General features: G+C 62.8%; 19 protein-coding genes. 6 read left to right on the top strand and 13 right to left on the bottom strand.

Features of this window, described 5'->3' with window-relative positions:
• Positions 1-32: 32 nt before the first annotated feature.
• The 7 genes from hscB to H3V53_RS10865 all read right to left on the bottom strand — a co-directional run bounded on the left by hscB (position 33) and on the right by H3V53_RS10865 (position 4,401).
• Entirely contained in the window at positions 33-560 is a 528-nt protein-coding gene (gene hscB, locus H3V53_RS10895) for a Fe-S protein assembly co-chaperone HscB (RefSeq protein WP_336597917.1), read from the bottom strand.
• 101 nt (positions 561-661) lie between these two features.
• Positions 662-985: an iron-sulfur cluster assembly protein IscA gene (gene iscA / locus H3V53_RS10890; RefSeq protein ID WP_054924796.1), complete on the bottom strand. Its 324-nt coding sequence runs from the start codon at positions 983-985 to the stop codon at positions 662-664.
• A gap of 152 nt (positions 986-1,137) precedes the next feature.
• A complete protein-coding gene (gene iscU, locus H3V53_RS10885; RefSeq protein WP_336597916.1) occupies positions 1,138-1,551 on the bottom strand; it encodes a Fe-S cluster assembly scaffold IscU in 414 nt (137 codons plus the stop codon).
• Between the two features lie 55 nt (positions 1,552-1,606).
• Complete coding sequence (locus H3V53_RS10880; RefSeq protein ID WP_054924798.1) at positions 1,607-2,830, bottom strand: IscS subfamily cysteine desulfurase; 1,224 nt, start codon at positions 2,828-2,830, stop codon at positions 1,607-1,609.
• A 67-nt stretch (positions 2,831-2,897) separates the two neighbouring features.
• Positions 2,898-3,422, bottom strand: coding sequence for a Fe-S cluster assembly transcriptional regulator IscR (iscR, locus tag H3V53_RS10875; protein ID WP_054924799.1), 525 nt, complete (start codon positions 3,420-3,422; stop codon positions 2,898-2,900).
• A 109-nt stretch (positions 3,423-3,531) separates the two neighbouring features.
• Positions 3,532-4,059, bottom strand: coding sequence for a low molecular weight protein-tyrosine-phosphatase (locus tag H3V53_RS10870; protein WP_336597915.1), 528 nt, complete (start codon positions 4,057-4,059; stop codon positions 3,532-3,534).
• 105 nt (positions 4,060-4,164) lie between these two features.
• On the bottom strand, positions 4,165-4,401 hold the full coding sequence (locus H3V53_RS10865; RefSeq protein ID WP_336597914.1) for a hypothetical protein: 237 nt from the start codon (positions 4,399-4,401) through the stop codon (positions 4,165-4,167).
• Positions 4,402-4,680: 279 nt separating this feature from the next.
• Here H3V53_RS10865 and H3V53_RS10860 point away from each other — a divergent pair, with 279 nt between their 5' ends.
• The gene (locus H3V53_RS10860; protein ID WP_336597913.1) at positions 4,681-5,184 is read left to right on the top strand and encodes a hypothetical protein; all 504 of its coding nucleotides are present in this window, start codon (positions 4,681-4,683) and stop codon (positions 5,182-5,184) included.
• 91 nt (positions 5,185-5,275) lie between these two features.
• Here H3V53_RS10860 and H3V53_RS10855 read toward each other — a convergent pair whose 3' ends face one another.
• Both H3V53_RS10855 and H3V53_RS10850 read right to left on the bottom strand, forming a co-directional pair.
• Positions 5,276-6,688 carry a lactate utilization protein B gene (locus H3V53_RS10855; RefSeq protein WP_336597912.1) on the bottom strand — a complete coding sequence of 471 codons (1,413 nt, stop codon included), beginning with the start codon at positions 6,686-6,688 and terminating at the stop codon, positions 5,276-5,278.
• 83 nt (positions 6,689-6,771) lie between these two features.
• Entirely contained in the window at positions 6,772-7,494 is a 723-nt protein-coding gene (locus tag H3V53_RS10850; RefSeq protein WP_336597911.1) for a (Fe-S)-binding protein, read from the bottom strand.
• A 191-nt stretch (positions 7,495-7,685) separates the two neighbouring features.
• Between H3V53_RS10850 and H3V53_RS10845 the strand changes: the two genes are divergently transcribed.
• Positions 7,686-8,492 (top strand): IclR family transcriptional regulator domain-containing protein, encoded by an 807-nt coding sequence (locus H3V53_RS10845; protein ID WP_054924806.1) that lies wholly within the window; start codon positions 7,686-7,688, stop codon positions 8,490-8,492.
• 108 nt (positions 8,493-8,600) lie between these two features.
• Here the strand turns inward: H3V53_RS10845 and pbpG are convergent, their stop codons facing one another.
• A complete protein-coding gene (gene pbpG / locus H3V53_RS10840) occupies positions 8,601-9,764 on the bottom strand; it encodes a D-alanyl-D-alanine endopeptidase (RefSeq protein ID WP_054924807.1) in 1,164 nt (387 codons plus the stop codon).
• Between pbpG and H3V53_RS10835 the strand changes: the two genes are divergently transcribed.
• Together H3V53_RS10835 and H3V53_RS10830 are read left to right on the top strand one after the other, a co-directional pair.
• Positions 9,751-10,179 carry a hypothetical protein gene (locus tag H3V53_RS10835; RefSeq protein WP_336597910.1) on the top strand — a complete coding sequence of 143 codons (429 nt, stop codon included), beginning with the start codon at positions 9,751-9,753 and terminating at the stop codon, positions 10,177-10,179. The genes pbpG and H3V53_RS10835 overlap by 14 nt on opposite strands.
• 334 nt (positions 10,180-10,513) lie before the next feature.
• Positions 10,514-11,098, top strand: coding sequence for a TIGR01841 family phasin (locus H3V53_RS10830; RefSeq protein WP_054924808.1), 585 nt, complete (start codon positions 10,514-10,516; stop codon positions 11,096-11,098).
• Positions 11,099-11,433: 335 nt separating this feature from the next.
• On the opposite strand, the gene lpdA is transcribed toward H3V53_RS10830, so the two are convergent.
• From lpdA to aceE, 3 genes are all read right to left on the bottom strand, one after another.
• A complete protein-coding gene (gene lpdA / locus H3V53_RS10825) occupies positions 11,434-13,494 on the bottom strand; it encodes a dihydrolipoyl dehydrogenase (RefSeq protein WP_419539473.1) in 2,061 nt (686 codons plus the stop codon).
• A gap of 275 nt (positions 13,495-13,769) precedes the next feature.
• Positions 13,770-15,437 (bottom strand): dihydrolipoyllysine-residue acetyltransferase, encoded by a 1,668-nt coding sequence (aceF, locus tag H3V53_RS10815; RefSeq protein WP_336597909.1) that lies wholly within the window; start codon positions 15,435-15,437, stop codon positions 13,770-13,772.
• Positions 15,438-15,520: 83 nt separating this feature from the next.
• Positions 15,521-18,220 (bottom strand): pyruvate dehydrogenase (acetyl-transferring), homodimeric type, encoded by a 2,700-nt coding sequence (gene aceE / locus H3V53_RS10810; protein WP_336597908.1) that lies wholly within the window; start codon positions 18,218-18,220, stop codon positions 15,521-15,523.
• 274 nt (positions 18,221-18,494) lie between these two features.
• Here aceE and fixL point away from each other — a divergent pair, with 274 nt between their 5' ends.
• Both fixL and fixJ read left to right on the top strand, forming a co-directional pair.
• A complete protein-coding gene (gene fixL / locus H3V53_RS10805) occupies positions 18,495-21,011 on the top strand; it encodes an oxygen sensor histidine kinase FixL (protein ID WP_336597907.1) in 2,517 nt (838 codons plus the stop codon).
• On the top strand, positions 21,008-21,652 hold the full coding sequence (fixJ, locus tag H3V53_RS10800; protein ID WP_007586834.1) for an oxygen response regulator transcription factor FixJ: 645 nt from the start codon (positions 21,008-21,010) through the stop codon (positions 21,650-21,652). The genes fixL and fixJ overlap by 4 nt, the downstream gene beginning before the upstream one ends.
• Positions 21,653-21,977 lie beyond the last annotated feature (325 nt).

The following is a 21,977-nucleotide window of genomic DNA, read 5'->3' as shown; positions in this document are numbered from 1 at the left end:
CTGGGCAGCGGCCGGTCCGGCCGGACGGGCGGCTAGCTGTCGAGTCGCTCGATCTGCGTGCCGATCTCGGCGGCCACCCGTTCGATGAACATCAGTTGCCGCACCGCCTCGCCCGCCGCCTGATTCGAGCCGCTGTCGAGCAGCGCGGCCAGTTTGGTGAAGCGCACCTTTTCTTCGTCGCGCAGTTCGACGAGCAGCGCGTCGAGCGCGTCGACGTTTTTCGCCGCCGACGCATCTTCGATCGCCTCGCGCCATTCCATCTGCTGCATCAGGAATGCCGGCTCCATCGCCGTGTTGTTCTCCGCACCGACATCCACGCCGCGCAGCGACAACAGATAGCGCGCCCGCTTGAGGGGATCGCGCAGCGTCTGATAAGCCTCGTTCGTGCGCGTCGCCCATTGCATCGCGATGCGCTTTTGCGCGTCGCCCGCGGCGGCAAAACGGTCAGGATGCACCTGCGCCTGCACCGTGCGGTACGCGTGATCCAGCGCGGACGCATCCAGCGCGAACTGCTCGGGCAGGTTGAAAAGCTCGAAGTGACTGTCGTTCAGCGAGGCCATCAGAGTTACTTTGTCCGTTCAGTGCACGCACACGCAGTGCAGCGACGCGGCGAAATTGAAAAAAGGCGGCACAGGCCGCCTTTTGAGCATGACTCGCGCGCTTACACGCGGAACGATTCGCCGCAGCCACACTCGTCCTTGACGTTCGGGTTGTTGAACCTGAAGCCTTCGTTCAACCCTTCGCGCGCGAAGTCGAGTTCCGTGCCGTCGATATAGGCGAGGCTCTTCGGATCCACCACGATCTTCACGCCGTTGCATTCGAAAACCTGGTCCTCGGGCGCGAGTTCGTCGACGTACTCGAGCTTGTATGCGAGCCCCGAGCAACCCGTCGTGCGCACACCGAGCCGCAGTCCGACGCCCTTGCCACGCCGGCTCAGATATTTCTGCACATGTTGTGCTGCTTTTTCGGTCAACGTAATTGCCATAGCGTTTCTCAATGTGCGGCACGCTGTCGTTCACTACGACGCCCCGCGACGCATGTCGCCACCTTGCTTGCGACCCTGCCTGCTTCCTGAATCGTTCAGGCGGACGTCGCGCGCAACTGCGCGTTCCGTCCGCGTTCTGCCTGCGCTTCGTCTTAAGCCGACTCGGTCTTCGCCGCGTCGGCCGTCTCGCCGTGACGCTGCTTGTAGTCGGCGACGGCTGCCTTGATTGCGTCTTCCGCGAGAATCGAGCAGTGAATCTTCACCGGCGGCAGCGCCAGTTCTTCGGCGATCTGCGTGTTCTTGATCGTGAGTGCCTGATCGAGCGTCTTGCCCTTCACCCATTCCGTGACGAGCGAGCTCGACGCGATGGCCGAACCGCAGCCGTACGTCTTGAACTTCGCGTCTTCGATCACACCGTCCGCGCCCACGCGGATCTGCAGCTTCATCACGTCGCCGCAAGCCGGCGCGCCGACCATGCCCGTGCCGACAGCGTCGTCGTCTTTCGCGAACGAGCCGACGTTGCGCGGGTTTTCGTAGTGGTCCAGAACCTTGTCGCTATATGCCATTTCTCACTCCTTGATTCGATTCAACCTGCGTGCGTTTATCGACTAATCGGGGCGCTCAGTGCGCGGCCCACTGGATGGTCGACAGATCGATGCCGTCCTTGTGCATTTCCCACAGCGGCGACAGATCGCGCAGCTTCGCAATCTTGCTCTTCAGCAGGTTGATGACGTAATCGACGTCCTGCTCCGTCGTGAAGCGGCCGACCGTGAAGCGGATCGAGCTGTGCGCGAGTTCGTCGTTGCGGCCGAGCGCGCGCAGCACGTACGACGGCTCGAGCGATGCCGACGTGCAAGCCGAACCCGACGACACGGCGACGTCCTTCACAGCCATGATCAGCGATTCGCCTTCGACGAAGTTGAAGCTGATGTTCAGGTTGTGCGGCACACGCTGTTCCATGTCGCCGTTCACATACGTTTCTTCGATTTCCTGCAGGCCGCGCATCAGACGATCGCGCAGCATGCGGATGCGTTCGTTCTCGGTCGCCATTTCTTCGCGCGCGATGCGGAACGCTTCGCCCATGCCGACGATCTGGTGCGTAGCCAGCGTGCCCGAGCGCATGCCGCGCTCGTGGCCGCCGCCGTGCATCTGCGCCTCGATGCGCACGCGCGGCTTGCGGCGCACGTACAGCGCGCCGATGCCCTTCGGGCCGTAAGTCTTGTGCGCCGAGAACGACATCAGGTCGACCTTCAGTTTCTGCAGGTCGATCTCGACCTTGCCCGTCGACTGTGCAGCGTCGACGTGGAAAATGATGCCCTTCTCGCGACAGATTTCACCGATGGTCGCGATGTCCTGGATCACGCCGATCTCGTTGTTCACGTGCATCACGGAAACGAGGATCGTGTCCGGACGCAGCGCAGCCTTGAAGACGTCGAGGTCGATCAGGCCGTCGTCCTTCACGTCGAGATACGTGACTTCGTAGCCTTCGCGCTCCAGCTCGCGCGTGGTATCGAGCACGGCCTTGTGCTCGGTCTTCACCGTGACGATGTGCTTGCCCTTGCTCTTGTAGAAGTGCGCGGCGCCCTTGATGGCCAGGTTGTCGGATTCCGTCGCGCCCGACGTCCAGATGATTTCGCGCGGATCGGCGTTGACGAGCGCCGCGACGTTTTCGCGCGCTTCCTCGACGGCACGCTCCGCATCCCAGCCATACGCGTGGCTGCGCGATGCCGGGTTGCCGAACTGCTCGCGCAGGTACGGAATCATCTTGTCCACCACGCGCGGATCGACGGGCGTCGTCGCGCTGTAGTCCATGTAAATGGGCAGGTGGGGAATGTCGTTATTCATCAATCGCTCCGGGGACATCAGTGCCAATGGCTTCGCTTTTCTGGCGATGCGCGTCTCAAGCGCGCTATCAGCCGGCCATGTTGAAAACAGAATTGGGTCCTTTCGGCACCACGCGCGGCTCGACGGCGGGCGCTTCCGTGCGCCGGTCGCGCAGCACGGCCGTCGCACCTTCGCGCGAGCGCTGCTGGTCGACCAGGTCTTTCAGGGAAACGGAGTCGAGATACTCGACCATCTTCTGGTTCAGCGTCGACCACAGCTCATGCGTCATGCAATGGCCGTCGTGATGCTTGGTGCCTTCGCACGAACCCTTGCCGCCGCATTGCGTGGCATCGAGCGGCTCGTCGACGGCGATGATGATGTCCGCAACCGTCACATCCTCCGCGCGACGCGCGAGGTTGTAGCCGCCGCCCGGCCCGCGTACGGATTCGACGATCTCGTGACGGCGCAGCTTGCCGAACAGCTGCTCGAGGTAGGACAGGGAAATGTGTTGGCGCTGGCTGATACCCGCAAGCGTCACCGGGCCCTGCTCCTGGCGCAGCGCCAGGTCAATCATCGCCGTGACGGCGAAACGGCCTTTCGTGGTGAGTCTCATATGTGGTGGGAACCGCAATTCTCGACAAGTTTGGTCAAGTATAAATACATGACGGATTTAGTCAAGTATCCCTATCTCGATTTGGGTCATTTACTTAACGAAAACTGGGTTAAGGGGTCAATTGGGGCCGCAACGCCGCAATCAGGCCGCGACAGGCGGCTTCGCACTGGTCCAGCACGATTTCGAAGCCCTCGCCGCCGCCGAAATACGGGTCGACGACCTCGCGCGAATCGAAACCAGGCGCGTCTTTTTCCGCGCCCCGGACGCCGGGCGCTTGGGCATCCGGCGCGAATTCCATCAACAGGCGAATCTTGTCGCGGTATTCCGGCGCGCAGATTAGCTTCAGCGCGGCGACGTTCTTGTCGTCCATCGCGATGATCAGATCGAAGCGCTCAAAGTCGGCTGCCGAGATCTGGCGGCCACGAAATGTCGACAAATCGTAACCGCGGGATTTGGCGGCACGCTGCGCGCGCTCGTCGGGCGCTTCGCCGATGTGCCAGTCGCCCGTGCCCGCCGAATCGACGATCACGCGATCCGTGAGCTGCGCCTGCGCCAGCATGTACCGCATGACGCCTTCCGCAGTCGGGGAACGGCAGATGTTCCCAAGGCACACGAAGCAGATAGCGACGGTTTTCATCGATGGCTGAGCGGCCCAGCCGCGAATGTCAAAAGTGTTGCGAAACGGTGCCGCGATTATACAAAGCCGTGCAAAATCACGCCCACGGCGCGTCAGGCAGACCCGTTACATCGGCTGCGCGGACATACGGGCCGTCGCGGGCATCGTTTCGGCGGGCATGACCGCCTCGCTTCCGACAAATCCGTACGAAACCGTACGCGCGAGTTCCGCCGACACGCGCTCGGCAGCGAGCGGCGTCTGCGACGACTGAACAGATGCAGCGTGATACAGATGCAGGTAAGCGGCAGCAGCGAGCGGCACAACGATTGCCAAAGGCCAGTACACCGATATTTTGTTTCTCATGATGTTGTTTCTCTCTAAGCGGGCCATCGTGCATAGGCGCACTCTGCCCAGTGAAAATGGTAGACGAGTACGCAATCCGGAAAAACCCGCCCCGGGAGAACACAGCGTTGCGCCTAGATGAATAGTCGGACGAGGCGACGTTGCAAGACACCCACGACAGCCTTTCGAGCGTCGAAAGAATTCCTTACAAAAGCACACACAGGTAATACGCTCGCGGCGCTACAAATGACATAAGGACCGCGCGCCTATCGTTGCGCCTCTTGTTTTCATAACACTCAAATGAAACGTCTTATTCCTCCTCTCGCTTCTGCCGCCGTTGCGCTGTGCGCCATGGCGGCGCTCGGCGGCTGCGTCGCGTATCCGTCCGGCGGGCCGGCCTATGGCTACGACGGCGGCTACTACGACGGCTACGGCGCGCCTGTATATGGCTATGCCGAGCCGCCCGTCCAGTCGAGCCTGTTCCTCGGCTTCGGCGGATCTTCCCGGCCTGACTACGATCGCCGGTATTGGGGCCGAGGGTACGACCACGGCTATCACGGGGATCGCGGCAACTGGAACGGTCACGGTGGAAACAATGGCAACCCGCACGGACCACCGCCCCAGGCGGGCGGTCCGCCGCCGAATGGCGGCGGTCAAGGCGGCTGGCATGGCAACCACCCGCCCCCGCAGGCGGGCGGCGGACAACCGCAAGGAGGCGGCAATCGCGGCGGCGGTCAAGCGCCGCCTCCCCCGCCGCGCGGCACGGGTAGTCAGGCATGGAGCGACGGCGTCAGGCCGCACTGAGCGACCGTTTGCCGTATCGATGCCAAAGAAAAAAGAGGCTGCATCACACGATGCAGCCTCTTTTCTATTGATGCGACCGCGAGCGGCCGATTCAGCCGAGATGCGTCTTGCTCGCCGCGTACAGTTCGCGGAAGGTGCGGCCGACGGGCGCCGGCATCTCCCGCGTATTCGTCCAGCCTGCGCCGAGCGGCAGCTTCGCGATCGACTTCCGGCTGCCGCCCATCCGTTCGAGTATCCGCACGGCGAGCTTCGTGAAGATGCCGTAAGCCGCCGGATGCATCGCCAGATAACCCCAGACGGCAAGACCAAAGCGCTCCTTCCATGGGCGCAGATGCCGTTCCACTTGGCGCTCGCGCAGCTTGCGCAAGAGGTCCGACAGCGGAATGCCGACGGGGCACACGCTATTGCACTCGCCGCACAGCGTGGCGGCCTGCGGCAAGTCGAGCGCCTTCTCTATGCCGACGTAGCTCGGCGTCAACACGGAACCCATCGGCCCCGGATACACCCAGCCATACGCGTGGCCGCCGACCTTCTGATAAACGGGGCAATGATTCATGCACGCGCCGCAGCGAATGCAACGCAGCATGTCCTGAAAGTCGCCGCCGATCAGCCCCGTGCGCCCGCCATCGACGAGCACGACATACATATGCTCCGGCCCGTCCTGATCGTCCGCGCCGCGCGGGCCCGTCAACACCGAGAAATAGTTCGACACGTCCTGCCCCGTTGCCGAACGCGGCAATAGGCGCATGGCCGTCGCGAGATCCTCGAGCGTCGGCAGTACCTTCTCGATCCCCGTCACGGCAACGTGCACGCGCGGCATCACCGTGCACATGCCCTCGTTGCCCTCGTTGGTCACGAGCGCCACGGAGCCCGTTTCCGCGATCACGAAGTTGCCGCCCGTCACGCCCATGTCGGCTGTCATGAAATGCGGGCGCAGCATTTCGCGCGCTTCGCGCGTCATCTCGGGAATTTCGGTCAGACGCGGCCGCTTGTGGGTCTTCGCGAACAGATCGGCGATCTCTTCCTTATCTTTGTGGACGACGGGCGCGATGATGTGGCTCGGCGGCTCGTTGTCGTTGATCTGCAGGATGTATTCGCCGAGATCGGTTTCGACCGACTGCACGCCCATCTGTCCGAGCACCTCGTTCAGGCGCATTTCCTCGGACACCATCGACTTCGTCTTGATCACCTTCTTCACGTCGTGCTTGCGCGCAATGTCGGCGACGAGTTTCGCCGCATCCTGCGTCGACTCCGCGAACAGCACCGTGACGCCGCGCCGCGTCGCCTCGCGCTCGAAGGTTTCGAGCCAGACGTCGAGATTCTCCAGCGCGCGGTTGCGCCGCTCCTTGAGCGCGGCGCGCGTAGCGGGAAAGTCGATCGCGGTCATCGCCGATGCGCGCGCCGACACGAACTTCGTCGACAGTTTCGTGAGGTTCTGCTGCAGGCGCTGGTCGGCGAGCTTCTGGCCTGCGCGCGCCTTGAACTGCATCGTTTGGACTTGCATGATGGCCCTAGGGACGGGTTACCGGTATGGACTCAAGCGCGAAACTGCGTGGCGCCGAAGCGCGGCGCGGCGAAACGGCGCACTCAGGCGTCGCCCGCCAGCACCTGCGCGATATGCAGCACGCGCGTGGTCGTATCGCCCGTACGACGCAGCCGCCCTTCGATATTCAGCATGCAGCCGAGATCGCCCAGCACCACGGCCTGCGCGCCGCTTGCCTGAATGTTCGCGCACTTCTCGTCGACAATCGCAGTAGAAATATCGCCGAACTTCAGCGCGAACGTACCGCCGAAGCCGCAGCAGTGCTCGCAGTCCTTCATCTCGGTCACGGCGACGCCCGCCTGCGCCAGCAGTTCGCGCGGCTGCCGCTTGACGCCCAGCTCGCGCAATCCGGAGCACGAATCGTGATACGTGACGGGCCCCGGGAAGTCGCCCGGCGTCAGCTCGACCTTTGCGACGCTCGCGAGAAAATCGGTCAACTCGTAGACCTTGGGGCGCAGGCGCCCGAAGCGGGCCATCAGTTCGGGGTCGTCGGCGAACAGGTCGCCGTAGTGCGCGCGGATCATCCCGCCACACGAACCGGACGGCACGACCACGTAATCGTATTGCTCGAACTCGCGCAGCGTCTTTTCGGCGAGATCGCGCGCGATGCGCCGGTCGCCGGAGTTGTACGCGGGCTGTCCGCAGCACGTTTGCGCCGGCGGCACGAACACGTCGAAGCCCGCGCGCTCAATCAGCTTGATGGCGGAAAAGCCGATTTCGGGACGCATCAGATCGATCAGGCAGGTGACGAAAAAACCGACTCGCATGGATGCTCCTCCGGGGAAACGTCCCCGATTATCCGCTGTTTGGCGCGCAATACCAACGCGTAACGCCATGCGCGCGCAATGGCGCGCGTGATCGTTGCGATTCGAGCCGCGCCTCCAATGGCGTTCGCTTTTTTCACAATACGAGATACAATCAGTTTTCCGCTGTTTGACGCGTCAACTGTCTAGCCTTTATGAGCGATACGAACCCGGACCCAAAAACGTCGATCCAGGTGATCGAGCGCATGATGCGCCTCCTGGACGCCCTCGCCGCGCACAGCGACCCTGTCAGTCTGAAGGAGCTCGCACAGCGCACCGATCTTCATCCTTCCACCGCCCATCGCATCCTGAACGACATGGTGACGTGCCGTCTCGTGGATCGCTCGGACCCCGGCACGTACCGCCTCGGCATGCGCCTGCTGGAACTCGGCAATCTCGTGAAGGCGCGTTTGTCAGTGCGCGACGCGGCATTGATGCCGATGCGCGAACTGCACCGTCTGACGGGGCAGACAGTGAACCTGTCCGTGCGCCAAGGCGATGAGATCGTCTACATCGAGCGCGCCTATTCCGAGCGCTCGGGCATGCAGGTGGTGCGCGCGATCGGCGGCCGGGCGCCGCTGCATCTGACATCTGTCGGCAAGCTGTTCCTCGCCGCCGACGAATCCACCCGCGTACGCGCTTATGCAACGCGCACGGGGCTTTCGGGCCACACGCAGAACAGCATCACTGATCTCACCAAGCTGGAACGCGAGCTGTCGCACGTGCGGCAGCAGGCGTGCGCGCGCGACAACGAAGAACTGGAGCTTGGCGTGCGCTGCATCGCTGCGGGCATTTACGACGACACGGGCAAGCTCGTCGCGGGACTTTCGCTGTCGGCGCCCGCCGACCGTCTGCAGGACTCGTGGCTTGGTCAGTTGAGCAAGACGGCGCTCGTTATCTCGGAGTCGCTCGGTTATCACCCGCAGACGCAGCACGCTGCGCCGACGGCCCAGGCGATGTGACCGGACGCGTCGCGAAGCTACGCTCTTCGCGACGCAAATCAGTCAGCACGCACAAAAAACCCCGCAGTGCGGGGCTTTTTGTCGAACAGACGGCGCTGGCGTTTGAGCTCAGGTTCCGGCGCCATTGGCGTCGGCGCTCGTGATGCGCTGCTCGCCGCCGTTGTCGATCCACGTGCGCAGACGTTGCGCATCGGCGAAACGCGAATATTTGCCCGACGAGTCGAGCAGCACCATGATCATCGGACGATCGTGGATCGTCGCCTGCATCACGAGGCACTCGCCGGCCTCGTTGATGAAGCCCGTCTTCTGCAGGCCGATGTCCCACGACGAATTGCGCACCAGCGCGTTCGTGCTGTTGTACGCGATCGTGCGCTTGCCGGTGTACACCTCGTAGCTGCGATCCGTCGAGAACCTGCGGATCATCGGATACTGATAAGCCGCGTTGACCATCTTGACGAGGTCGCGCGCGCTCGACACGTTCTGACTCGTCAGGCCAGTCGGGTTTTCAAAGTGGGTATCGGACATGCCGAGCGCCTTCGCCTTCGCGTTCATTGCCGCCATGAACGCTGGACGACCGCCCGGGAAGTAGCGCGACAGTGCCGCCGCCGCGCGGTTTTCCGACGCCATCAGCGCGATATGCAGCATGTCCTCGCGCGACAGCACCGAGCCGACGGACAGGCGCGAACCCGTGTTCTTTTCGTAGTCGCGGTCTTCGTCGGTGACTTCGATCTGCTCCGTCATCGGCGCCTTCGAATCCAGCACCACCATCGCCGTCATCAGCTTCGTGATCGACGCGATGGGCACGACGGCGCGCGAGTTCTTGTCGAACAGCGACTCCGACGTGTTCTGGTCGACCACGTACGCGACGCTCGAGCGCAGCGCCAGCGCGTCAGGCGTTTCGTGCAGGCCGAACGCCGTGCCGACGGACGGCTGGCGCGGCTCGAACGCGACGCGGCGCACGGCCGTGTGATGGCGGCCGTTCATCGTGTAGGCGACGCGGCGCTTCTTCGAAACGGCGCGGGGTTGATCATCGTCCGCCGCGGCGGCACTCACCGCCTTCGACGACTTGCTGGAGACCTTCTCGGCAGCCGCCTTCTTGGCCGGCTTCTTGCCTGCTTTCGCGGACTTGGCGGGCGCCGTGGCCGTTGCGGCAAACGCGTCCACGGGCGCGGCGAACGCGGCAGCGATGACCACCGAGGCAGCCACCGACAGAGCGGTGCTGAGCGCCGCGCCGTGCATCACTTTCAGTGACGAAAACATGTCGGTTTTCATTGGTGTTCTGGGTTGGAGCGGCGAGAGAGTTTTCGCCAGTGTAGTAAAACAGTTAAAAATTAGCAATATTAAGCACTTATCGACAGTCGTTAAACCGAGTTGTCAGGCTCGATTGATAAAAGCCAATAAGTTTCGCCTGCGTCATCGAAAAAACCAATGGCCAACGGACGAGCTGGCTTCACCTGCTGCTGAAAGGCTCGCACTCGTTCAGCATATCGGCATATTCGTCACAAACTTGATTGGGAGAAGTACGGTCGCGCACGATAGAGAAGCGATCCATCGGCCCGACTGGGCAAGACCTCTGCAAATGACGCCGCAGACCGGTCAACAATTAAGCGCCTACTGTGAAGCAGCACGCCGCGCGTTCGACCGGGATGGGCTTTTAACGTTCCGCCAAGGTTTTCGGTTTACCTGAGAATTTTACCTTTTTGCTCAGGAATTCGCCGTCAGACTGCCGACACCCTTGCCCAGCTTGAGAGACCACGATTTTTGCAGCACCACATCGGTGCAAACCCTGGCGTGCAGGCGCTTCATCGCGATGTCATAAACGCTTCATAACGTATTGTTTTATTAGTAATTTCCCTGCGTTGTGCGTTGCACAAAAAAGTACTTGACATCCATCGTTGTCATCCTAAAATGGGAACCGTTGCTGCGACGCACAATGCATCGCGGACAAGCGAACCACGCACATTTTGCTGTTAACCCAACTCGGACCGCGAAAGACGGGCCGGTACTCCAGGAGCGTAAACATGACTCTGCTGACCCCTGAGCAATTCGCCGCAGCACAGAAGGCCAACCTCGAAACGCTGTTCGGCCTGACCTCGAAGGCATTCGAAGGCGTCGAAAAGCTGGTCGAACTGAATCTGCAAGTCGTCAAGTCGACGATCGCCGAAAGCCAGGAAAACGCACAACGCGCGCTGTCCGTGAAGGACGCGCAGGAACTGCTCGCGCTGCAAGCGAGCCTGACGCAGCCGGTGGCAGAAAAGGTTCTGTCGTATGGCCGTCATCTGTACGAAATCGCATCGGCTACGCAAGCTGAATTCGCCCGTGTTGCTGAAGCGCAATACGAAGAGCAGAACAAGAAGGTGCAAGCGCTCGTCGAGAACGTCGCGAAGAACGCACCGGCTGGTTCGGAAACGGCTGTCGCCGTGATCAAGTCGGCCATCACGGCCGCGAACACGACGTACGAAACGGTTCACAAGGCAACCAAGCAAGCCGTCGAAATCGCTGAAAGCAACTTCAACGCGGCTGCTACGGCTGCGTCGAAGGCCGCTTCGCAAGCTGCTGCGCAAGCTTCGCGCACGGCAGCTTCGGCCAAGAAGGCTGCTGTCTAAGAATCGACGCAACGGATTCAACGGATCGGGCTTCACCTGTGCGTTGACGGATGCCCCATCATCCGCCGGCGCGCAGCCGCGAGACACACTATCGAAGTGACTGGCGGAACGGAACAGCGCCGCACGGTCGACACTTCGATGACCAGGCGGCCAGACGCTCCGATACGTTAAACAGCGTATCGTTTCCCCGGCTCACGCCGGGATTTTTTTGTCCGCTCGCCTTGCACCGACGCCGCACGCTGGCATCGATGCCCCATGCAAAACGGCGCCCCTTCTCGCGAGGGGCGCGCCGTTCTCACATGCGCAGACGGGAAGCGGCGCGTGCCGCTCGCGGCTTACTTCTTCTTCTGCGGCGGCAAATCCGTGCAGACGCCTTCGTACAGTTCGGCGGCCATGCCGATCGATTCGCCCAGCGTCGGGTGCGGATGGATGGTCTTGCCGATATCCGTCGCGTCCGCGCCCATCTCGATTGCGAGGCACACTTCGCTGATCAGATCGCCCGCATTCAGACCGACGATGCCGCCGCCGATCACGCGATGCGTCTCTTCGTCGAAGATCAGCTTCGTGAAGCCTTCGTCGCGGCCATTGGCGATGGCGCGACCCGACGCGGCCCACGGGAACACAGCCTTGCCGTACTTGATGCCTTCGGCCTTGCACTGGTCTTCCGTTTTCCCCGCCCACGCAACTTCCGGATCGGTGTAGGCCACCGACGGAATTTGCAGCGCGTCGAAGTACGCCTTCTCGCCGTGCGCCGCCTCCGCCGCAACGTGGCCTTCATGCACGGCCTTGTGCGCGAGCATCGGCTGGCCGACCACATCGCCGATTGCGAAGATGTGCGGCACATTCGTGCGCATCTGCTTGTCGACGTCGATGAAGCCGCGGTCCGTGACGGCCACGCCCGCCTTGTCAGCTCCGATCTTCTTGCCGTTCGGGCTGCGGCCCACGGCAACCAGCACGAGATCGTAGCGTTGCGGCTCCGCGGGCGCCTTTTCGCCTTCGAACGTCACATAGATGCCATCCGGCTTCGCTTCTGCGCCCGTCGTCTTGGTCTTCAGCATCACGTTGCCGAAACGCTTGCTGTTGAACTTCTCCCAGACCTTCACGAGATCGCGGTCCGCGCCCAGCATCAGGCCGTCGAGCATTTCGACGACGTCGATCTGCGCGCCGAGGGTCGCATACACCGTTGCCATTTCCAGCCCGATGATGCCGCCGCCGATCACCAGCATGCGCTTGGGAATCTGACGCAGTTCGAGCGCGCCCGTCGAATCGACGATACGCGGATCTTCCGGCAGGAACGGCAGCTTCACGGCCTGCGAACCGGCCGCGATGATCGCCTGCTTGAACTTCACGACCTTCTTGCCGTTCTCGCCCTGCACTTGCATGTGATAGGGATCGACAAACGTGCCGACACCCGTCGCCACTTCGACCTTGCGCGCCTTTGCCATGCCTGCGAGACCGCCCGTCAGCTTCTTGACGACGCCGGACTTGAAGTCGCGCAGCTTGTCCAGATCGATCTGCGGCTTGCCGAACGTGATGCCGTGCGAGCCGAGTGCCTCTGCCTCGTCGATGACGAGCGCGGTGTGCAGCAGCGCCTTCGACGGAATGCAGCCCACGTTCAGACACACGCCGCCGAGCGTCGAATAGCGCTCGACCAGCACCGTCTTCATGCCGAGGTCGGCCGAACGGAACGCAGCCGAGTAACCGCCGGGACCGGCGCCGAGCACGAGCATGTCGCATTCGATGTCGGCGGAGCCCGAGTAGCTGCCGGCTTGCGGTGCGGGCGTGGGTGCCGCAGCGGGCGACGGCGCGGGTGCAGCCGCCTTCGGTGTGGGAGCAGCCGCGGCGCCTTCCCCTTCGAGCAGCAACAGCACGCTGCCTTCCGACACGGTGTCGCCGACCTTGACCTTCAGCTCCTTGACGACGCCGGCAGCCGGGCTCGGGACATCCATCGTCGCCTTGTCCGATTCCAGCGTGACGAGCGACTGCTCTTTCTCCACGCGATCCCCGACCTTCACGGCCACTTCGATCACGGGCACATCTTTATAGTCGCCGATATCGGGGACTTTGATTTCCTGCACGCCGCCGCCGGATTTGGCCGGTGCCGCAGCGGGCGCGGGTGCAGCTTTCTCAGGTTCTTTGCTGGCTTTGGCTTCGCCACCAGCCGTTTCGACCAGCGCGATGACGGTGCCTTGCGAGACCTTTTCGCCCGCCTTTACGCGCACTTCCTTGACCGTGCCGGCCGTATCGCTCGGCACTTCCATCGACGCCTTGTCCGATTCGAGCGTCAGCAGCGACTGCTCTTTTTCGATAGTGTCGCCCGGCTTGATATTGACTTCGATGACATCGACGTCCTTGAAATCGCCGATGTCCGGCACCTTCACTTCGACGAGACTCATTAGTGTCCCCTTCTCTTATTGACCGTGTTGAAAGAAGGCCGCGAAAAATTGAACCCGAAAACCAGAGAACGACAGTCGACACACAGCGAAGACTTAATGCCGTCCGCCAAGGACGCGGCTTTCTTCTGCCTACTTTTCTTTGCAAGACAAAGAAAAGTAGGTGCCGCCCCGCACAGGGGCGACGCTCGGAGAAAGACGCGAACGCAGGTTCAACGGAGGCGCTTGAACAACCGCATCAAAACGGAACCCAAGCGCCAGCGGCAACCTGACAACAATCAAAGAATCACACGCCGGAAATCGGCAAGAATCGACCCAAGGTACGCATTGAAGCGCGCCGCCTCGGCGCCGTCGATCACGCGATGGTCATACGACAGCGACAGCGGCAGCGTGAGACGCGGCACGAACTGCTTACCGTCCCACACAGGCTTCTGATAGCCGCGCGACAGACCGAGAATCGCCACTTCAGGCGCGTTGATGATCGGCGTGAAGGTCGTGCCGCCGATGCCGCCCAGCGACGAGATCGAGAAGCAGCCGCCTTGCATCTGGTCGGGCTTGAGCTTGCCTTCGCGCGCGAGCTTCGACAGCTCGGTCATTTCCTTCGCGATATCGACGAGACCCTTCTTGTCCGCATCGCGGATCACGGGCACGACGAGACCGTTCGGCGTATCGGCTGCAAAACCGACGTGGTAGTACTGCTTGAACACGAGGTTGTCGCCGTCGAGGCTCGCGTTGAACGTCGGGAACTTCTTCAGCGCCGCGACGACGGCCTTGATCACGAACGCCAGCATCGTGAACTTGACGCCCGATTTCTCATTTTCCTTGTTCAGCTTGACGCGCAGTTCTTCCAGCTCGGTGATATCCGCTTCGTCGTTGTTCGTGACGTGCGGGATCATCACCCAGTTGCGGTGCAGGTTTGCGCCGGAAATCTTCTTGATGCGCGACAGCGGCTTCGGATCGACCGGACCGAACTTCGTGAAATCGATCTTCGGCCACGGCAGCAGGCCGAGTTCGCCGCCGCCTGCGCCCGCGGGTGCCGCTGCAGCAGCCGGCGCCCCGCGCTGCCCCGTCATCACACCCTTGACGAACGCCGTGACGTCGTCCTGCGTGATGCGGCCCTTCGGTCCCGTGCCCTGCACGCGCGACACGTCGACGCCCAGTTCGCGCGCGAACTTGCGCACGGAAGGCGACGCGTGGCTCGCGCGATGTGCGCCACCTTCGCCTGCGGGGATCACGGGCGCCTGAGCGAGCGCGGACGGCTGGGCGGGCGCCGGGGACGGCACAGCAGGCGCATCCGACGGCGCCTCTTCCCGCTTCGCAGCGGCGGGCGCGGGAGCGGGCGCGGCCGCACCGCCGCCTTCGCCTTCGCCTTCGAGCAGCAGGATCAGCGTGCCTTCCGACACGTTGTCGCCCACTTTGACCTTCAGTTCCTTGACGACGCCGGCGGCCGGGCTTGGCACGTCCATCGTCGCCTTGTCCGATTCGAGCGTGACAAGCGACTGTTCCTTCTCCACGCGATCCCCGACCTTCACGGCCACTTCGATCACGGGCACATCTTTATAGTCGCCGATATCGGGGACTTTGATTTCCTGCACGCCGCCGCTCTTTGCAGCAGCGGGCGCCGGCGCGGGTGCCGCAGCGGGTGCGGGCGCAGGCGCCGGAGCGGCTGCACCGTTGCCTTGCGCGGGCTTCGCGGCGGCCGCGCCTTCACCGTCGAGCAGCACGATCAGCGTGCCTTCCGACACCGTGTCGCCAAGCTTGACTTTCACTTCCTTGACCGTGCCCGACGCCGGGCTCGGCACATCCATCGTCGCCTTGTCGGATTCCAGCGTGACGAGCGACTGCTCTTTCTCGACGGTGTCACCCGCCTTCACCAGCACCTCGATTACAGGAATGTCCTTGTAATCGCCGATATCCGGTACCTTGACTTCGATCGCTTGGCTCATTGTTTTCTGTCTCCAGGGCCGCGCGCACCTCAGCCGCCCGCTTCGGGCGGCGAGGTGCGCATTTGGGGCTCGCGGGCGATGCCTTACACGGTCATCGGGTTGGGTTTGGACGGATCGAGGTTGTACTTCTTCAGCGCGTCGGCCACGACCTTGCGCTCAATCGTACCCTCGTCGGCGAGCGCGTTCAGCGCAGCGACCGTGGTCCAGTAGCGGTCGACTTCGAAGAAGTGACGCAGCTTTTCGCGCGTATCCGAGCGGCCGAAGCCGTCCGTGCCCAGCACGACGAAGCGTTGCGGCACAAACGCGCGGATCTGGTCGACCAGCGCGCGGACGTAGTCCGTCGACGCGATGACGGGGCCCTTCGCGTCCTTCAGCAGCGTCTCGACGTGCGAGAGCTTCTTCTCGCCGAGCGGGTTCAGCAGGTTCTGACGCTGGACTTCGTGACCTTCGCGGGCCAGTTCCGTGAAGCTCGGCACGCTCCACAGGTCGGCTTCGACGCCCCAGTCGTTTTTCAGCAGGTCGGCGGCGGCGATCACTTCGTTGAAGATCGTGCCCGCGCCCATCAGCTGCACGCGCGGCGCCTTCGCGTTGTCGGCGCCCTTGCGGAACGCGTACATGCCCTTGATGATGTCCTTCGCCACATGCTCGCCCTGCGGAATCGCCGGGTGCTCGTAGTTCTCGTTCATCACCGTGATGTAATAGAACACGTCTTCCTGCTCCTGCACCATGCGGCGCAGGCCGTCCTGCATGATGACGGCGAGTTCGTAGCCGAACGTCGGGTCATAGCTGATGCAGTTCGGCACGGACGCCGCCCACAGCAGCGAGTGGCCGTCTTCGTGCTGCAGACCTTCGCCGTTGAGCGTCGTGCGGCCTGCCGTGCCGCCCAGCAGGAAGCCGCGCGAGCGCATGTCGCCCGCCGCCCATGCCAGATCGCCGATGCGCTGGAAGCCGAACATCGAGTAGAAGATGTAGAACGGGATCATGATCTCGCCGTGCGTCGAATACGACGTCGCCGCTGCGATCCAGTCCGACATGCCGCCTGCTTCGTTGATGCCTTCCTGCAGGATCTGGCCCGTTTCCGACTCACGGTAGAACATCAACTGGTCGGAATCTTCCGGCACGTACTTCTGGCCGTCCTGATTCCAGATGCCGATCTGACGGAACAAACCCTCCATGCCGAAGGTACGCGATTCGTCCGGCACGATGGGCACGACGCGCTTGCCGATCGCCTTGTCCTTCAACAGGATGTTGAGGATACGGACGAACGCCATCGTCGTCGAAATTTCACGGCCTTCGCCCGTGCCTTTCAGCAGCGGCTCGAATGCGTCGAGCGCCGGGACGGGCAGCGATTCCGCCTTCTGGCGGCGCGCCGGCAGATAGCCGCCGAGTTCCTGACGGCGGGCGCGCATGTATTCGAGTTCCTTCGAGCCTTCTTCGAAGGTCAGATACGGCACGTGCACAATCTCGTCGTCCGAAATCGGCAGACGGAACTGGTCGCGGAAATGCTTGAGCGCCTCCACCTGCATCTTCTTCTGCTGGTGGGTGATGTTCATCGCCTGGCCCGCTTCGCCCATGCCGTAGCCCTTGATCGTCTTCGCGAGGATCACGGTCGGCTGGCCCTTGGCCTGCGTCGCTTCCTTGAACGCCGCGTAGATCTTGTGCGGATCATGGCCGCCGCGGTTCAGGTTCCACACGTCCTCGTCCGACCAGTCGGACACCAGCGCCTTCAGTTCCGGCGTGTTGAAGAAGTGCTCGCGAACGTAAGCGCCCGACTCCGACTTGTACGTCTGATATTCGCCGTCAACAACCTCCATCATCCGGCGCATCAGCGCGCCCGACTTGTCGCGTGCGAAGAGTGCGTCCCAGCGGCTGCCCCAGATCACCTTGATGACGTTCCAGCCGGCGCCGCGGAATTCGCTTTCCAGTTCCTGGATGATCTTGCCGTTGCCGCGCACCGGGCCGTCCAGGCGCTGCAGGTTGCAGTTGATGACGAACACGAGGTTGTCCAGACGCTCGCGGCCGGCCATGCCGATCGCGCCGAGCGATTCCGGCTCGTCCGTCTCGCCGTCGCCGAGGAATGCCCACACCTTGCGGCCGTCCGTCTTGGCGATGCCGCGCGCCTGCAGGTACTTCATGAAGCGCGCCTGATAGATGGCCATGATGGGACCGAGGCCCATCGAGACCGTCGGGAATTGCCAGAAGTCCGGCATCAGCCACGGGTGCGGATACGAAGAAATGCCCTCGCCGCCGACTTCCTGGCGGAAGTTGTCGAGCTGGTTCTGCGTCAGGCGGCCGAGCAGGAACGCGCGCGAGTAGACGCCCGGCGACGAGTGGCCCTGCACGAACACGAGGTCGCCGCCATGCTCGGACGACGGCGCGTGCCAGAAATGGTTGAAGCCGACGTCATACAGCGTCGCCGCCGACGCGAACGATGCAATGTGGCCGCCGACGTTGGTTTCCTTGCCGGCGCGCAGCACCATCGCCATCGCGTTCCAGCGCGTGTACGAGCGAATGCGGTGTTCGATGTCCTGGTCGCCCGGAATCTTGGCCTGGTTGGCGACGGGGATCGTGTTGATGTACGGGGTATTGGCGGAGAAAGGCAGATGTTCGCCGTGCACGCGGGCAAATTCGATCTGCTTCTCGATCAGGTAGTGAGCGCGGTCGGGTCCAACAGCAGAAATCACGCCATCTAGGGCTTCGAGCCATTCGGCCGTTTCTTGCGGGTCGCTATCGTCTTTGGCGTTGGCGACGTACTTCAGGACTTCGTCAGGTACAGCGGACATGCTCGTCTCCTGGATATGGGAACGCTCTGTGAACAGGCGACGCGGACGAACGACGACCGCGGCAGCTTCCGGCCGATTGTAATAAGGCCCACAACGCCTGCGCAAGGAAATTTTCGGATTACGAGAGTCTTTCTCATAATGCGGAAAAATGCTGCGGCGCACCCTGGTTTGACTGCCCATCAGCAAGTACGTCGGCTAGTTTGCGCCGAATTGCGTGACTTTCACCTCTTTTTTGCGTCATTTGCGTGTCAGCCGCTGCGCTACAATGCCAGCCATGTTGACCGATCGGCTTTTCGCACGCTCGGCGCGCTCTGCCGGACCGTCGGCGGATTCGTCGCCGTCCCGCTGGCACCACGGACCGTGGTGGTCGAATTCCTATTTGCTGACGCCGCTGCTGTCGATCCTCGTCTTCCTCGTGGTGATGAGCCTGATCCTGTGGAGCCTGAACCGGCGCGAGCAGCAGCAGCAGGAAGACACGCTCTACCGCAACGTCGCGTGGGCACAGCAGCAGATCCGCCTGTCGATGACGGGCGCGCAGGAACAGCTTCAGGCGCTCGCGCGCGATCTGGCCACGGGCCATACCGACTCGCATTACTTCCAGACGTCGACGGCCGACATCATGCAGGGGCATCCCGAGATCCTCTACATGAACTGGTACACGGGCGCGCAGCAGCCGCGCTGGCCGAACAACGAGCTGCCCGTGCTCGGGCAGCGCCTCGCCAAACCCAACGACCAGCAGATGGACGAGGCCGTCAAGGCCGCCTTCGCCGAAGCGAAGAACACGCGCCGCCAGGTCTACTCGCCGCTGATATATGACGACGTCGGCAACGGCTACATCACGCTGCAGACGCCCGTTTACCGCGACCGCGACTTTCTCGGCACAGTCGCGGCCGTATTTTCGATCGAAGGGATACTGAAGCGCGACATCCCGCCTGAGCTGTCCGCGAAGTACAAGATTTCGATCATCGACATCAACAACCGGGAACTCGCCACCACGTCGACGCGCCCCCGCCTGCCGCGCGACGCCTACTACGACCTGCCGCTCGATCCGCCGGGACAGGGCGTGTCGGTGCGCGTGTACGCGTATCCGCAGATGACCAACTTCACGAACAACACGCTCGTGTGGCTGGTCGCGGGGCTGTCGTGCTTCGTGCTGTGGAGCTTGTGGAGTCTCTGGAAGCACACGCGCCAGCGCTTCGAGGCGCAGCAGGCGTTGTACGCCGAAGCGTTCTTCCGCCGCGCGATGGAAAACTCCGTGCTGATCGGCATGCGCGTGCTCGACATGCACGGCCGCATCACGCACGTGAATCCGGCGTTCTGCCGGATGACTGGCTGGGACGAGAGCGATCTCGTCGGCAAGAACGCGCCGTTTCCGTACTGGCCGCGCGATTCGTACCCGGAAATGCAGCGTCAGCTCGACATGACGTTGCGCGGCAAGGCGCCCTCGTCCGGTTTCGAGCTGCGCGTGCGCCGCAAGGACGGCTCGCTGTTCCACGCGCGGCTTTACGTGTCGCCGCTGATCGACAGTTCGGGCCGGCAGACGGGGTGGATGTCGTCGATGACCGACATCACCGAGCCCAAACGCGCGCGCGAAGAACTCGCCGCCGCGCACGAGCGCTTCACGACGGTGCTCGAAAGCCTCGACGCCGCCGTATCCGTGCTCGCCGCCGACGAAGCCGAACTGCTGTTCGCCAACCGCTACTACCGGCACCTGTTCGGCATCCGCCCGGACGGTCATCTGGAGTTGGCGGGCGGCGGCGGTTTCGACAGTTCGGCGGCATCGTCGGATTCGATCGACATGGTCGACGCGTTCGCCGGCCTGCCCGCCACCGCGCTCACCGAAAGTACGGCCGACGCGCAGGAAGTCTACGTGCAAGGCATCCAGAAGTGGTTTGAAGTGCGTCGGCAGTACATCCAGTGGGTGGACGGCCATCTTGCGCAAATGCAGATCGCCACCGACATCACCACGCGCAAGCAGGCGCAGGAACTCGCACGCCAGCAGGACGAGAAGCTGCAGTTCACAAGCCGCCTGATGACGATGGGCGAAATGGCGTCGTCGCTTGCGCACGAGCTAAACCAGCCTCTCGCGGCCATCAATAACTATTGCTCTGGAACCGTCGCGCTGGTTAAATCTGGTCGGACAACTCCCGACAACCTGTTACCAGTCCTCGAAAAGACGGCGCAGCAGGCGGTTCGGGCCGGCATGATCATCAAGCGCATCCGCGAATTCGTGAAACGCAGCGAACCGAAACGCCAGGCCACCCGCGTCGCCGACATCGTCGCCGACGCCGTCGGTCTTGCCGAGATCGAGGCCCGCAAGCGCCGCATTCGCATCGTGACGGACATGCGCTCGCGTCTGCCCGTGATCTACGTCGACCCGGTGCTGATCGAGCAGGTGCTCGTGAACCTGCTGAAGAACGCCGCGGAAGCCATGCACGACGCACGGCCCGACGCCGTCGATCCCGTCATTCGCGTGGTCGTGAGGCTCGATTCGGGCTTCGTCTGCATCAGCGTCGTCGATCAGGGTCCGGGTGTCGACGAAGCCACGGCCGAGCGCCTCTTCGAACCGTTCTACAGCACCAAGTCCGACGGCATGGGCATGGGGCTGAACATTTGCCGTTCGATCATCGAATCGCATCGCGGACGCCTGTGGGTGGTGAACAACGTCGAGTCCGACGGCCATATCACGGGTGCCACTTTCCATTGCAGTCTGCCTATTGGAGAGCCTGACGGCCCGAGCAACGGCGGGTCCGAGGCGCCGACACCACAAACCGTTACGGGAGAGCTATGAACACCCCAGTTACCACACAGGAAACCGTGTTTGTCGTCGACGACGACGAGGCGGTGCGAGATTCGCTGCGCTGGCTGCTGGAGGCGAACGGCTATCGCGTGCAGTGCTTCTCGAGCGCCGAGCAGTTCATCGACGCCTGGCAGCCGCATCAGCATCCCGGCCAGATCGCGTGCCTGATTCTCGACGTGCGCATGTCGGGCATGAGCGGGCTCGAACTGCAGGAGCGCCTGATCGCCGACAACACGCTGCTCCCGATCATCTTCGTGACGGGTCACGGCGACGTCCCCATGGCCGTGTCGACGATGAAAAAAGGCGCGATGGATTTCATCGAAAAGCCGTTCGACGAAGCCGAACTGCGCAAGCTCGTCGAGCGCATGCTGGACAAAGCGCGCAGCGAAAGCAGCAGCGTCCAGCAGCAGCGCGCCGCGGCCGAGCGTCTGGGCAAGCTGACGGCGCGCGAGCATCAGGTGCTCGAGCGCATCATCGCGGGCCGTCTGAACAAGCAGATCGCCGACGACCTCGGCATCAGCATCAAGACAGTCGAAGCGCACCGCGCGAACATCATGGAAAAGCTCAACGTGAACACGGTCGCCGATCTGCTGCGTCTCGCGTTGTCAAACAAGCCTCAACAGGCGCAGTAAGCCGCAGTACATCCGCAGTACGTCGTATTGCGGCGGCCGTCGTCGGATGGCCGCGATCCACGCCCGCGCGATTGACGTGCGCGGGCGCATGCAGGTGCCAACGTCGCGCGACGCCACCTCCTCTCGGTCTTGAGCCGGCCGCAAACGATTCCGCCCGTCGCGTTCCGCGCCCGATTCATTAGCGGTCCCAACCGAATTTCACTTCCGCGTTTTACTCCCGTTTCCGGTCGGGCCCTCGCGCCTCGTTTGCCGTCGCTGGCAGCCAGAGACCGCCGCGTCGCTTCTCGTCCCGTGTCTTGAGATCCCGCATTGACAGCGGCGACTT

This window comes from Paraburkholderia bengalensis, from assembly GCF_037126505.1.
In the GTDB taxonomy this organism is placed as follows: Bacteria; Pseudomonadota; Gammaproteobacteria; order Burkholderiales; family Burkholderiaceae; genus Paraburkholderia; species Paraburkholderia bengalensis.
Note: the sequence above shows the minus strand (reverse complement) of the source record. Positions and strands in the feature narration are given on the sequence as shown.